Here is a 14076-nt window from a genome sequence, read left to right as displayed (position 1 = left end):
ACACGAATTACACCACAGAAGAGGAGTGTACCAGAAAAAATGAATGACAGAAAACGCGCGGTCCGATATGGGATCTCTTTTGTGATCCTTGCGGTACTTTTGATCTTTTTATTTATATGGAATGTAAATTCCGGAAGTATCCACCTCTCTGTGCAGGAGATCCTGAATATCATATTCCGGCATCAGGGAGATGAAACTTCTTATAATATTGTCTGGGAGATCCGTCTTCCAAGAATTCTGGCAGTTATCATCCTCGGCGGAGCACTTTCTGTTTCCGGATTTCTGCTGCAGACCTTTTTTAATAACCCTATCGCGGGACCTTTCGTGTTGGGAATTTCTTCCGGAGCCAAGCTGATTGTGGCTTTTCTGATGATCTTTCTTTTGAGCAGATCGGTATCCATCGGTTCCGGAGCCATGATCCTGGCTGCTTTTGCCGGTTCCATGATCTCCATGGGCTTTGTGCTTCTTGTGGCAAAAAAAGTCCACAATATGTCCATGCTGGTCATCAGTGGTGTTATGATCGGTTATATCTGTTCGGCCATCACGGACTTTGTGGTGACGTTTGCGGATGATTCCAACATCGTGAATCTCCACAACTGGTCACTGGGAAGTTTTTCCGGTATGACCTGGGGCAATGTGCGTACTATGGCTGTGGTGGTATTTCTTACCATGGTGATCGTATTTTTTATGTCAAAACCCATCAGCGCTTATCAGCTGGGCGAGACTTACGCACAGAATATGGGAGTTAATATCAAAGTGTTCCGGATCCTTCTGATTCTGCTTTCAAGTATTCTTTCTGCCTGTGTGACTGCATTTGCAGGGCCGATCTCTTTCGTGGGAATCGCTGTGCCCCACATTGCAAAAAGTCTTTTAAAAACAGCAAAACCGCTGCTTGTGATCCCGGCCTGTTTCTTAGGCGGTGCAGTGTTCTGCCTGTTCTGTGACCTGATTGCAAGAACCGTATTTGCACCGACGGAGCTGAGCATCAGTTCTGTGACGGCAGTTTTCGGAGCACCGGTAGTTATCTATATCATGATTCGCAGACAGCAGAGGATATAAACCATGAAATCATATTTTTTTTATACCGATCAGCTGACCGTAGGGTATGACGGAAAACCGCTGATCAAAGAGATCAATATTCAGCTAAATAAAGGAGAAATCCTCACACTGATCGGTCCCAACGGCGCCGGAAAATCCACGATCCTGAAGAGTATCACAAGACAGCTTTCCCTGATCAGTGGAACCGTATATCTGGAACAGGAACAGATGAGCCGCATGACAAACAAAGAAGTTTCCAGGAAGCTAGCTGTAGTGCTTACTGAGCGCATGCGTCCGGAACTTATGACCTGTGAAGATGTGGTATCCACCGGACGTTATCCGTATACCGGAACTCTGGGAATCCTTTCCCCGGAGGATAAGAAAAAAGTGAAAAATGCCATGGAGATGGTTCATGCCTGGGATCTGAAAGACCGGGATTTCACAGCCATCAGTGACGGACAGCGTCAGCGTATTCTTCTGGCACGTGCCATCTGCCAGGAACCGGAGATCATCATTCTGGATGAGCCGACTTCCTTCCTGGATATCCGCCACAAACTGGAGCTTCTTGCAATCTTGAAAAAGATGGTACTGGAAAAACAGATGACTGTGATCATGTCTCTCCATGAGCTGGATCTTGCTCAGAAGATTTCTGACCAGGTGATCTGTGTGCATGGAGACCACATTGAAAAATACGGAGCGCCGGAAGAGATTTTTACCTCGGATTATATCCGCAGACTTTATGGAATTACCCGTGGAAGCTACAACGCAGAGTTCGGCTGCGTGGAAATGGAACCACCGGCAGGGGAACCCCAGGTGTTTGTAATTGGCGGAAACGGAAGCGGAATCCCGGTGTACCGGAAACTACAGCGCCAGGGAATCCCCTTTGCAACGGGAATTCTTCATACCAATGACGCAGATTATCAGGTAGCAAAAGAGCTGGCTGCAGAGACTATTACAGAGAAGCCGTTTCAGTGTATTTCTGAAGAAAATTACAGAAAAGCACTGGAGGTTATGGAAAAATGCCGGGAAGTTTACTGTCCTCTGAAGGACTTTGGCCCTGTAAATGAGAAAAACCGGGAATTAATAAAAAAAGCAGAACAGATGGGAAAATTACAGAAACTGTGAAAATATCTGTAAGAAAATAAGAGAACATAAATTACAAATTCCCATATATCTGTGCTATAATATGAAACAGAAAAAACGGCAGTCCGGAATTTATATATGGAGGGAAATTTCATGAAGAAAAGAAATCTGATTGCAGCAATTCTCTGCAGTGCATGCCTTGTGGCAGGAAGTGTAAACCCTGTATTTGCGGATGCATCAAAAGTAGTAACACTGGGTGCAGACCTCACAGATGCCCAGAAGCAGACCATGATGAAATATTTTAATGTAAGTGCGGATCAGGTACAGATTATGACCATTACCAATCAGGATGAACATAATCATCTGGATAATATCGCACCACAGTCACAGATCGGTTCCAGAACCTTAAGCTGCGCTTACGTAAAACCTACACAGTCCGGTGGAATCAAGGTTCGTACAGCCAATCTGAACTGGGTAACCGGTAATATGATCGCCAGCTCACTTTCCACATCCGGAGTTAAGAACTGTGAAGTTGTTGCGGCATGCCCGATGGAAGTATCCGGAACAGGTGCCCTCACAGGTATTCAGATGGCCTATGAAAAAGCCAGCGGACAGAAGCTGGATGAGACCAAGACCAAGCTTGCCAATGAAGAAATTGTCACAACCGGTGAGCTGGCAGACAAGGTCGGAAAAAATGAGGCAACAACTGTTGTAAACCAGTCCAAGATTGATGTCATCCAGAACAATGTACAGAATACACAGGAAATTCAGAACATTGTTGTCAATGTGGCACAGGAGAACAATGTCTCTGTAAGCCAGGAGGAGATTGACAAGATCGTATCTCTTCTGGAAAAAATTGCAGAGCAGGGGTATGATTACGACGATGTGAAGGATACACTGGAGCAGGTAGATGCCAACACCACAGGCAAGACTACTACTGACGATTCCCTGGACGGTGAGAATACAGACGAAACAGTAGATCCCAATGAAGCGACAGATGATGATGACGATATCATGAATAACGTAGATGAAAGTGCTCTTGGCGGAGATGTAATTCAGAGTTCCACAGAAGATCCGGATCTTGAAAAGGAGACCGGAGATTCCGCAGACAGCAGTAATGAGACAGGAATTCCGGAAGCAACAGATGATGGAACTTATGTCGGTGAAGACAGTACGGATGAGAGTACCGATGATACAGTTACTGTAGATGAGAGTACAGCTGATGAGTCCAATGCAGATGAAAGCACTTCAGAAGAAACTGACCAGGATGAAACAGGAATTCCGGAAGCAACAGGGGATACAGACAGTTCTGAGGAAACAGAAGCAGCCGGAGAAACCACATCAGCAGAAACAGACAACACAGAAGTTGACACTTCGGTTCTTGGCGATGAGGCAAAGAACAACTATGACAGATTTGCCCTCTTTGCGAAGGGAGAATACGAAGGGGATGCAGACTCTCTTCTTGCGGCAACTGAGAATACAGAATCCACAGCCACAGTTGTGCTGGATGAGCAGACCGGAAAGAGCCTTGCAGATACCGTTGAGAAGGATTATTACGACGTTCTGAAGGACGGTGCGGCATCTTATGTGGCAGATGGAACAGAAACATATGTCAGTGCAGAGCTGAATATGATGGATCAGAAGCTGAAAAAACTGTTCGGCATTGATGCTACGGAAGAAAACACAGACGTTACCGACGAAACTGCAGTTCTTCTTGCGGATGTACCGGAAGAAGACAAACAGACACTGTATAAGGATACCATGAAGTTCCTTGCAGGTCTCTATGGAGAAAATACAGACGCCACAGAGGAGTCAGCAGCAGAATAAAAATATATCATTGCCATCAGAGAAACCGGAAAATGACAGAGCTCCGGTTTCTCTGGTGGCTTTTTTGTGTGAACGGGAAATAAAAAGATCATGAAAATTCTGTGATTTATCTTAAGGATTCGGGTAAGCACTGGAAAAATGATTTTTTCTGTGATAGAATTGACCATAAATCGGTTTTATGGAATTCATACACTGTAAACCGTCACAGGGAAATGAGAAAGGGAAAAGGTAGAATTTATGAGCCTGGCAGTAGTAACATTAAAAAAAGGCGAAGGCAGATTCCTGAAATCAGGAGGCCTCTGGGTATATGATAATGAAATCGCAACCATTATGGGAAGTTTTGTAAACGGAGATATCGTTCTGGTTCATGATTTTGACGGATATCCGATGGGAAGAGGATTTATCAACACCAATTCCAAGATTATGGTACGTATGCTTACCAGAGATGAACATAAGGAGATCAACGAAGAGTTTTTGAGACAGCGTGTCCGTGACGCATGGGAGTACCGCAAGAAGATTGTGGATACAGGAAGCTGTCGTGTGATTTTCGGAGAAGCAGATTTTCTTCCGGGACTTGTTGTGGATAAGTTTTCCGATGTGCTGGTAGTACAGTCTCTGGCACTTGGAATTGACCGCCTTAAGGGAACCATCATTGATGCACTGAAGGAGATTCTTGCAGAAGACGGAATTCAGATTCGTGGTGTCTATGAGCGAAGCGATGCCAAAGTCCGCCGCCAGGAAGGAATGGAACTTACCAAGGGATTTATCGGAGAAGAGTTTCCTACCCTTGTCCAGATTGAAGAAAACGGCGTGAAATACGAAGTAGACATCAAAGACGGACAGAAAACAGGATTTTTCCTGGATCAGAAATACAACCGTCTGGCAATTCAGAGACTCTGTAAAGATGCAAAGGTTCTGGACTGCTTCACACATACCGGCTCTTTTGCCCTGAATGCGGGATTTGCAGGGGCAGAAAGTGTTCTTGGTGTGGATGCATCTGAGACTGCCGTAAATCAGGCAAGAAGAAATGCAGAACTTAACGGGCTGGAAGGAAAAGTGAAATTCCTCTGCGAGGATGTGTTTGAACTTCTTCCGGAACTTGAGGAAAAAGGTGAGAAATTTGATGTGGTAATCCTTGATCCACCGGCATTTACCAAGTCCAGAAGTTCTGTCAAAAATGCCATAAAAGGATACCGTGAAATCAATCTCCGGGCTATGCGCCTTGTAAAAGACGGAGGTTTTCTTGCAACCTGTTCCTGTTCTCATTTCATGACCTACGAACTGTTTACACAGACAATTGGTCAGGCTGCGAAGAATGTTCACAAGAGACTGCGCCAGGTGGAATATCGCACACAGGCTCCGGATCATCCGATTCTCTGGTCCGCAGATGAGTCCTATTATCTGAAATTCTACATTTTCCAGGTATGTAATGACCGCTAGGAAATGTCCGTGAATCTCTTTGGAGAGCCTGGACAGTTATGGCGGCAGTGAAAAGGAGAAGCAGATTTTATGAGAGACAAATTCAATAAATTTATGCAGGGACGCTACGGAGTGGATGATTTTTCCAGATTTATTATGGGAGTCGCTCTGACTCTGATTATACTGACCATGGTTGTTACCATGTTTAACAGAAATGTTGGCAGTATTCTGGATTTCCTTGGAATTGCGGCGATTGTATATGCGTATTTCCGCATTTTTTCCAGAAATATTCAGCAGCGTTATGCAGAAAATCAGAAATATCTTCAGGTGACATCGAAATTCCGTCTTCGTTTCAATAAAGAAAAAAATCTGATGAAACAGAGAAAAACTCACCATATCTACAGCTGTCCGGGCTGTGGACAGAAGATCCGTATCCCCAGGGGAAAAGGAAAGATTGAGATTGAATGTCCGAAGTGCCACACCAAATTTGTAAAGAGGAGCTGACATGTTCGGATATGTGACAGTTAACAAACCGGAAATTAAATTCAAAGATTTTGACATGTACCGTTCTTTTTACTGTGGGCTTTGCAGAGAACTCCGTGAGAGATATGGAATACCGGGGCAGATTTCGCTGACGTACGATATGACATTTGTTGTGCTTCTGCTCAGTGGGCTGTACGAGCCGCCTACGCAGAAAGGAACTTCCCGGTGCGCGGTTCATCCGCTGAAGCCTCAGCTGGTACGCCGCAATGAGATAACCACATACTGCGCGGATATGAATGTGATTCTTTCATATTATAAATGCATGGATGACTGGCAGGATGAGAGAAAACCTCTGCGGTATGCCTATGCCAGACTTCTGAATGCAGGCGGAAAGAAACGCATGGCCGGTTATCCGGAAAAAATCCGGAAAATTCAGGATGCCCTTCTTAAGCTTTCACGTCTCGAAAAACAGGGCGAGACAGATGTGGACCGGGTGGCAGGATGTTCCGGACAGATTATGGAAGAGGTTTTTGCGTTCCGTAAGGATGTGTGGGAAGCTTCGCTGCGGCGGATGGGATTTTATCTCGGGAAGTTCATTTATATCCTGGATGCCTATGACGACGTGGAAAAAGACGCGGAAAACGGAAATTACAATCCATTTCTTGAGAAATATAAGATGGAAGGGTTCGAAGAAGAGATACGCCGGATGCTTATGATGATGCTTTCAGAAAGTTGCAGGGAATTTGAAAAAATGCCGGTGATCCGATATGGAGATATCCTTCGAAATATTTTATATTCCGGCGTCTGGTGCCGCTTTGCGGCCATCGGGCAGAAACGCAGGGAAGAACGGGAGAAAGAGAAAAAATGTTAGATCCATACAGTGTGCTGGGAGTTCCCAGAAACGCATCTGATGATGAAATAAAAAAGGCATACCGGAAACTCAGCCGAAAGTACCATCCGGATGCCAATATTAACAATCCGAATAAGGATCAGGCTGAAGAGAAATTCAAGGAAGTACAGCAGGCTTACGAGCAGATTATGAAAGAACGTGAGTATGGCGGCAGTGCTTCCGGAAATGGCTATGGAAGTTATGGCGGTTTTGACGGCTATGGCAGCGCAGGATCAAGTACTTACCAGGACGAGGAGAGCATGCGGAGACGTGCGGCTGCCAATTATGTGCAGAGTGGCCATTATCAGGAAGCTATGAATGTGCTGAATTCTCTTGGACAGAAAAATGGCGAATGGTATTATCTGGCCGCCTTGGCAAATATGGGGCTTGGAAATAATGTGACTGCTCTGGATCAGATCCGTGAGGCGGTTCGTCAGGAACCAAATAATATGCAGTATCGCATGCTTCTTCAGAGAATGGAAGGCGGCGGAGGCTGGTACCAGCAGCAACAGGATCCGTTTGGAGGAATGCCCACAGCAGGGGGAGATATGTGCGATGCCTGCTGCAGAACTATGGCCTGTGCCATGTGCTGGCCGGGCGGAATTTTCTGCTGTTGATAAAAATGCCGGTTTTGTCCGGGGATTGACAACGGCAGAGAGCATTAAATTGTTTGTGAGGTGGATCCTGCAGATCTGCTTTGCGATATAGAGTGCAGGTTTTCCTGCAGAGAAAAAGAGGAGGAAATCGTTATGAGCATAAGAATTGGTATTTTAGGCTATGGAAACCTTGGACGCGGCGTGGAGTGCGCGATCAAACACAATCCGGATACAGAGCTGGTTGCAGTATTCACCAGACGTGATCCGGAAACAGTGAAGATTCTTACAGAGACTGCCAAGGTTTATTCTGTAAAAGATGCAGAGAAAATGAAAGATGAGATTGATGTTCTGATTATCTGCGGAGGAAGTGCTACCGATCTTCCTGTTCAGACACCGGAATATGTAAAATATTTCAACGTTGTGGACAGCTTTGATACACATAAGAGAATTCCGGAGCATTTTGCAAATGTTGACAAAGCAGCAACGGAGAACGGTCATGTAGGAATTATCTCTGTAGGCTGGGATCCGGGAATGTTCTCACTGAACCGTATGTATGCAAACGCAATCCTTACAAACGGAAACGATTACACATTCTGGGGCAAGGGTGTCAGCCAGGGACATTCTGACGCAGTCCGCCGTATTAAAGGTGTAAAAGACGCAAAACAGTACACAATTCCTGTAGAAGCTGCACTGGAAGCTGTAAGAAACGGAGAAAATCCTGAGCTTACCACACGTCAGAAACATACAAGAGAGTGCTTCGTTGTTGCAGAGGAAGGTGCTGATCTTGCACGCATCGAGGAAGAGATCAAGACCATGCCGAACTACTTTGATGAGTATGACACAACGGTACACTTTATTTCCCAGGAGGAGCTGGATCGCGATCACAGCGGAATTCCACATGGTGGTTTTGTAATCCGCAGTGGAAAAACCGGCTGGAATGATGAGAACAGCCATGTAATCGAGTACAGTCTGAAACTGGATTCCAATCCGGAGTTTACCTCTTCTGTTATCGTTGCCTATGCAAGAGCTGCATACCGTATGAATCAGGAAGGACAGAAAGGCTGCAAGACGGTATTTGATGTTGCACCTGCATATTTAAGTGCACTTGATGGAGCAGAGCTTCGCAAAAAATTCCTGTAAGAAACAGACTGTAACAGAGTTGTTACAGAAAGCAATATTTTTATAAATGCTTGGATCCCCGGAATATTCAGCAGGTATTTCTGATATTCCGGGGATTTTTGCGTGGATAAGAGGGTGCATGACAGGGAAAAAGCCGGAAAGAGTTGACGACAGGTAAAGAATGGTATATAATATGGACGTAAATTTGTAACAGAATTGTAAAGAATTGAATGCTTTACACACGGTTCACAGGATGGGCAGTGAAGATAACAATCAGCCGGACTTCAGAAATAGTAAATATCAATTATCTATCAAAGGAAGGTATGTATGCGAAAATTAAGCAAAAAATGGAAACTGTGGGGGCTTTTTTTGATCTTGATGTTTTTTGCAGCTGGAGCGACTGTACATACAACTGCAACAGATGTACAGGCCGCAACCAAAAACGGCTTTAAAACAGAAAACGGAAAGTCCTATTATTACAAGAATGGTAAGAAAGTAAAAGGCTGGCTTACCCTCAATGGAAAGAAGTATTATTTCAATGCTTCCACAGGTGTTCAGGTAAAAGGCTGGGCAAAAGACAGCAAAGGCAAACGTTATTTCTACAATGCCAACGGTGTAAAAGGCTATATGGCAACCGGCTGGCTTACAGACAGCAAGAAGAATACCCGGTATTTTAATACCAGTACCGGTTATATGACAACCAAATGGGCAACTATCAGAAATAAGAAATATTATTTCTACAGCAATAACGGAGTTGCAGCCAAGAGTAAATTCCTTACAGATTCCAAGAATGTGACCAGGTATTTTACAAGCAAATGCTACATGGCAACCGGCTGGGCAACCAATACCAAAAAACAGAAACGTTACTTTAATCCGACCACAGGAGCCATGTATAAAGGCTTCAAGAAAATCGGCAGCAACACATATTATTTCTACAGCTCAAGTGGAATTATGGCAACCGGCTGGGTGGAGAATACATCCAAGGGTTATAAATATTATTTTAACCCATCTACAGGTGTAATGGCTACCGGAACCAAGACAATCGACGGAAAACAGTACACATTCAGCAGCAGCGGAGTCCTTCAGGTCAACAATAACCCGAGTACAACGACACCGACCAGTTCACGTACAATTAAGAATTTCCTTGCAAATGCACTGAAACCGGTTGGACAGACCCTTTATGTATGGGGCGGAGGCCACAATACTTCGGATGCCACCAGAAAAGGCGTAAGTTCCAGATGGAAAAAGTGGTATGACAGCAATTCCAGCTCTTATAACTATAAGAACTATATGGATCTTACAGAAGCTACAGAACAGAAAGGCCTTGACTGCTCCGGATATGTAGGATGGTCTGTATATCAGATTATGCAGAGTAAATCCGGCGGAGTGAACTATACAACAGTTTCCGGAGATATCGGTTCCTTATATACCAGCAGAGGAATGGGAACTACAATTTCTCAGTCACAGCTTTCAAGCTCCGGCTGGAAACTGTATCCGGGAGATATCGGATACAATGACGGACATACATGGATGGTTCTTGGACAGTGTGCAGATAAGAGTGTTGTGATCCTGCACTGTACACCGAATGCGGGTGTTCAGATTTCCGGAACACCGACACCGGATGGAACATATGGAAGCCAGGCAATCAAGCTTGCAGAGCTTTACATGGCCAAATATCCAGGATCCAGCAAATATGATTATCACGAATCAAGTGGTAACTATATCCGTAATGGTGCTTACTTCAGATGGAACAGAAGTACACTTTCCGATCCGGATGGATACCTGAACAAGACCGCAAATCAGATTCTTGCAGACCTGTTCTGATTAGGCAGGAAGAGAAGTACCCGAAGAAATTTCTATGTAATAATTAAATAAGATTAAGAGAAGGAGAACCTGTAAAATGCAGAGTTCTCCTTCTTTAATGTCAAATTCATTAATAAATGTTACAGAATTTTAAACTAAATAATAGAAAATCCTTGCAAACCAGAGAACACTGTGTTAATATATAAAAAGATTGAAACAAGATATTGCGGAAATGTTACATTGATTTGCTGAAATGAAAGAACAGCAGAAATGAGTAAACGAGGGCAGGTGATATGTGATCTGCCGAATAATCAGAATTCAAAATCAGATTGCGAGGGTGAACAGTCATGAAGAAAAGAATATTATGTCTGACACTGGCGCTCCTCATCAGTGGAGCACAGGTAGTTAGCGTAAGTGCAACAAGAGAAGATGAGGCAGCGCTTCAGCAGGAAATGGATGCAACCAATGAACAGCTGAATGCAACTTATTCCAGATTGGATGAGCTTTCCGCACAGAAGTCACAGATCGAAGGCGAGATCTCCACTCTTGATGCCAATCTTGTAAACGTGATGGTTTCGATCCAGACACTGGAAGGAGATATCTCCAATAAAGAAGCCGACATTGCATCTACACAGGCCAACCTTGAGAAAGCCAAGAATGCCAAGACCAAACAGTATGAAGCAATGAAAAAACGTATTCAGTATCTTTACGAGAAAGGCGGAGACGACGCATGGTTCCAGATGATGCTGAATGCAGAGAACCTGTCTGATCTTCTTACAAAAGCTGAGTACACACAGAAGACATATGAGCAGGACAGAAAGAGCCTTGAGAAATATTCCAACACCATTCAGCAGGTAGCTAACCTGGAAGCTCAGTACACACAGGAGAAGGCAGAACTTGAGGGAATGAAGCAGGAATATGAGGCAGAGTCCCAGAACCTTCAGGCACAGCTGGATGAGAAGCGTGCAACATCCGCAGATTATGACAATGAGATTGCTTATGCACAGCAGCAGGCTACAGACTATGCGAACCTTCTTGCAGAGCAGACTGCAGAGCTTCAGAGATTAGAGGCTGAGCGTATCGCCGCAGAAGAGGAAGCAAGACGTCAGGCGGAGGCTGAGGCAGCAGCAAGAGCGCAGGCAGAGGCAGAAGAGGAAGCAAGACGCCAGGCAGAGCAGGAAGCACAGCAGGATGAGGCGGACGAGAGCGAAGACGTACAGTACGATGAGGACGGCGACGTGATCGAGAATGCAGATGAGGATACTGCAGAAGATGACACCGAGGATGTGGATGAAGATGCAGACAATGGTGAGAATGATGATGCGTCCGAGGATACTGAGAATACAGAGGATAATGCAGACGCAGATTACGATAACAGCACAGACGCATCTGAAGAAAGTGCAGAGGACACATCTAATGCAGAGGATACATCTTCAGACAGTGACAGTTCTTCTTACAGCAGTGGTTCCGGATCTTCTGTTGTGAATTATGCTACACAGTTTGTGGGAAATCCTTACGTATGGGGCGGAACAAGTCTTACCAACGGTGCAGACTGCTCCGGTTTTGTACAGAGTGTATATGCCAACTTTGGTGTAAGCCTTCCGAGAACTTCCTATGAGCAGCAGAATGCAGGTACTGAGGTATCTTATGCAGATGCACAGCCTGGAGACCTGATCTGTTACGGTGGACATGTGGCTATTTATATGGGCAACGGACAGATCGTACATGCATCCAACTCTCAGGATGGAATCAAGATCAGCAACGATGCGACATACAGAACTATCGTTTCTGTAAGACGTCTTGTATAAGGCGAACAGACAACAGAAAATAAAAGTACAGCAGCCTGGCAGCAGTTTGCCAGGCTGTTTTTTTGCGTTTACAAATGTATCGGAAAAATATGATCAAAAATATGTAAATATGATGGAAATAGTATTGACATATAATTAACAGGGTGTTATTATAATGTCAGTATAATTCCATATTGAACATAGCAAGTGCTGAGGGGATCTGACAGTCATTGATTATCAGATGCCAGCAGAAAAGGGAATCAGGTGTGAAACCTGAGCGATCCGGTCACTGTAACGGAGGAGCGAATCTCACAGTCCATTGTACTAGGTATGAGAAGGAGAGACAAGCCATGATCCCGGAGCCAGGAAACCTGCTTGTTATGGCGAGGTTAAACTTCCGTGTAAAGTGTAACAACCATTTCAGGGACTCCGCACCCCTGGGACGTTGTCTACTTTTTTACGAGAGTAGGCATTTTTTTATGGAATACGCCTGTTCATATGAATTATACATGATTAAATGGCAGGCGATACTACTCCGGATACATTCGTTCCCTCCGCGCACTCATGAACGGATTATATTTCTACCCCGGGGTGGCATCGCTACCTCTTTTTTTATAGGAAAATTAAGAGTATATATGATCCGGGAGGAGATAAGAATCATGGAGAAACCATATTGGGAAGGAAAAGAGTATTCCTATTTCAGCCACAAAAAATGCGAGTATTTTCCATGCCATAAAGGAGTAGATCCGGAGAATTTCAACTGCCTGTTCTGTTATTGCCCGTTGTATGCACTGGGAGATAAATGCGGCGGTAATTTCCACTTTACAGAAAGTGGGATCAAGGACTGCACGGCGTGTAAACTTCCTCACAGAAGAGAAAATTACGGATATATCACAGGGAAGTACCAGGAACTTGCGGATATGATAAGAAAACAGAGAGAAAATTCTCAGGCAGATGAGAAGAGATAATAGAGAATATATAATATAGTTATAAATAATAGTTCGAAATAATGAGCCAGCTCTGACACATAGAAAAATGTGTGAGCTGGCTTTTTTACTTTATCAGGTCATCTGGTCTGCAGGAACACTTTTAATTTTGGAAGCTGGTTGTTCAGGATCAGCTGTTCCGGGAACATGGCCTGGTGAACAAACTCCGCGGCATAGGTAAAATCGCCAATGTGCTCCGGACCGTGACTGTCGCTGGAGAGAAGCAGTGGCAGATCATATTTTCGACAGCAACGAAGGATCTCGAAACAGTTTTCTCTTGTGTCACCACGATAGCCATAAGGCGCAAGAGAAGCTTCGTTGATCTCGAAGATGGTTCCGGTTTCTTTTGCAGTTCGGGCAAGAACTTCATAATTTACCGGATAGTGTGTGTTATCGCTGTGGCCGAGGATCTTGACGCAGGGATTTTTCATAACATTGATAAAGGCTTCGGTGTTTTCGTCCCTGGTGCCGGGGCGGTAATTCCAGGAATGCATGCTTGCAATGGCGTAGTCAAGTTTACATAATAATTCCTGATCCAGATCGATACTTCCGTTCCGATCCAGGATATTCAGTTCAATCCCGTAGAGCAGGTCTACGCCGAAATGTTTTTTCGGAGAATAGGTAAGGCTGCGGAAATAGGAGGAAGTTCCGGCTGCCAGAGTGCCGGGACCGTGATCAGTGATCCCGAGAAGCCGGAGACCTTTTCCTGCGGCCGCCCGGGCCATGTTGGTGATAGTACATTCCGTGCCGTGACCGCTGGCGATGGAATGGGTATGCATATCAGAAAGATACATAAAAATACACCTCTTTTGCTGTTTGAGAACATGTGACAGAGCGGAATACGAATGTCCGCTTTGTATAAATTTTTTCTGAAAAACAAAGGAATTCCTATATAAATCCAAGTATGGCAGAGCAGAAAAACAAAGTCAATAGAGAAAAACATAAAAACACGAAAAACAAATAAAACCAACGGGTCCTGCCCTATAAAAACCACAAAAACAGCAAGAAACACGTGTTGGATTTCGTTGACATCAAAGAGGGGGTAA

12 protein-coding genes and 1 riboswitch are annotated in these 14076 nt (G+C 44.6%); of the genes, 11 read left to right on the top strand and 1 reads right to left on the bottom strand.

Annotation, left to right across the window (positions count from 1 at the left end):
• Positions 1–39 precede the first annotated feature (39 nt).
• The 11 genes from GPK88_RS00255 to GPK88_RS00205 all read left to right on the top strand — a co-directional run bounded on the left by GPK88_RS00255 (position 40) and on the right by GPK88_RS00205 (position 13012).
• A complete protein-coding gene (locus GPK88_RS00255) occupies positions 40–1059 on the top strand; it encodes a FecCD family ABC transporter permease (RefSeq protein ID WP_118062692.1) in 1020 nt (339 codons plus the stop codon).
• A gap of 3 nt (positions 1060–1062) precedes the next feature.
• Positions 1063–2163: an ATP-binding cassette domain-containing protein gene (locus GPK88_RS00250; RefSeq protein WP_215707438.1), complete on the top strand. Its 1101-nt coding sequence runs from the start codon at positions 1063–1065 to the stop codon at positions 2161–2163.
• A gap of 111 nt (positions 2164–2274) precedes the next feature.
• On the top strand, positions 2275–3948 hold the full coding sequence (locus GPK88_RS00245) for a DUF1002 domain-containing protein (RefSeq protein ID WP_173762630.1): 1674 nt from the start codon (positions 2275–2277) through the stop codon (positions 3946–3948).
• Between the two features lie 237 nt (positions 3949–4185).
• Entirely contained in the window at positions 4186–5388 is a 1203-nt protein-coding gene (locus GPK88_RS00240; protein ID WP_215707437.1) for a class I SAM-dependent rRNA methyltransferase, read from the top strand.
• 69 nt (positions 5389–5457) lie between these two features.
• Positions 5458–5871, top strand: coding sequence for a hypothetical protein (locus GPK88_RS00235; protein WP_173772158.1), 414 nt, complete (start codon positions 5458–5460; stop codon positions 5869–5871).
• A gap of 1 nt (position 5872) precedes the next feature.
• The gene (locus tag GPK88_RS00230; protein ID WP_195567132.1) at positions 5873–6721 is read left to right on the top strand and encodes a DUF5685 family protein; all 849 of its coding nucleotides are present in this window, start codon (positions 5873–5875) and stop codon (positions 6719–6721) included.
• Positions 6715–7356, top strand: a complete 642-nt coding sequence (locus tag GPK88_RS00225; protein WP_173762628.1) for a DnaJ domain-containing protein — start codon at positions 6715–6717, stop codon at positions 7354–7356. Before GPK88_RS00230 ends, GPK88_RS00225 begins: the two co-directional genes overlap by 7 nt.
• A gap of 132 nt (positions 7357–7488) precedes the next feature.
• A complete protein-coding gene (locus GPK88_RS00220) occupies positions 7489–8475 on the top strand; it encodes a diaminopimelate dehydrogenase (protein ID WP_148448425.1) in 987 nt (328 codons plus the stop codon).
• Positions 8476–8832: 357 nt separating this feature from the next.
• Positions 8833–10278 carry an N-acetylmuramoyl-L-alanine amidase family protein gene (locus GPK88_RS00215; RefSeq protein ID WP_173762653.1) on the top strand — a complete coding sequence of 482 codons (1446 nt, stop codon included), beginning with the start codon at positions 8833–8835 and terminating at the stop codon, positions 10276–10278.
• A gap of 326 nt (positions 10279–10604) precedes the next feature.
• Entirely contained in the window at positions 10605–12065 is a 1461-nt protein-coding gene (locus GPK88_RS00210) for a C40 family peptidase (protein WP_148448423.1), read from the top strand.
• Between the two features lie 170 nt (positions 12066–12235).
• A riboswitch (cobalamin riboswitch) is annotated at positions 12236–12437 on the top strand.
• 266 nt (positions 12438–12703) lie between these two features.
• Positions 12704–13012, top strand: a complete 309-nt coding sequence (locus GPK88_RS00205) for a cysteine-rich small domain-containing protein (RefSeq protein ID WP_148448421.1) — start codon at positions 12704–12706, stop codon at positions 13010–13012.
• A gap of 98 nt (positions 13013–13110) precedes the next feature.
• Here GPK88_RS00205 and GPK88_RS00200 read toward each other — a convergent pair whose 3' ends face one another.
• A complete protein-coding gene (locus GPK88_RS00200; protein WP_215707436.1) occupies positions 13111–13824 on the bottom strand; it encodes a phosphatase in 714 nt (237 codons plus the stop codon).
• Between the last annotated feature and the right edge of the window lie 252 nt (positions 13825–14076).

The sequence above is a fragment of the Blautia sp. MCC269 genome (genome assembly GCF_018785655.1).
Taxonomy (GTDB): domain Bacteria; phylum Bacillota; class Clostridia; order Lachnospirales; family Lachnospiraceae; genus Blautia_A.
The sequence above is the reverse complement of the archived record's forward strand: the minus strand, read 5'-3'. Positions and strand labels throughout refer to the sequence as shown.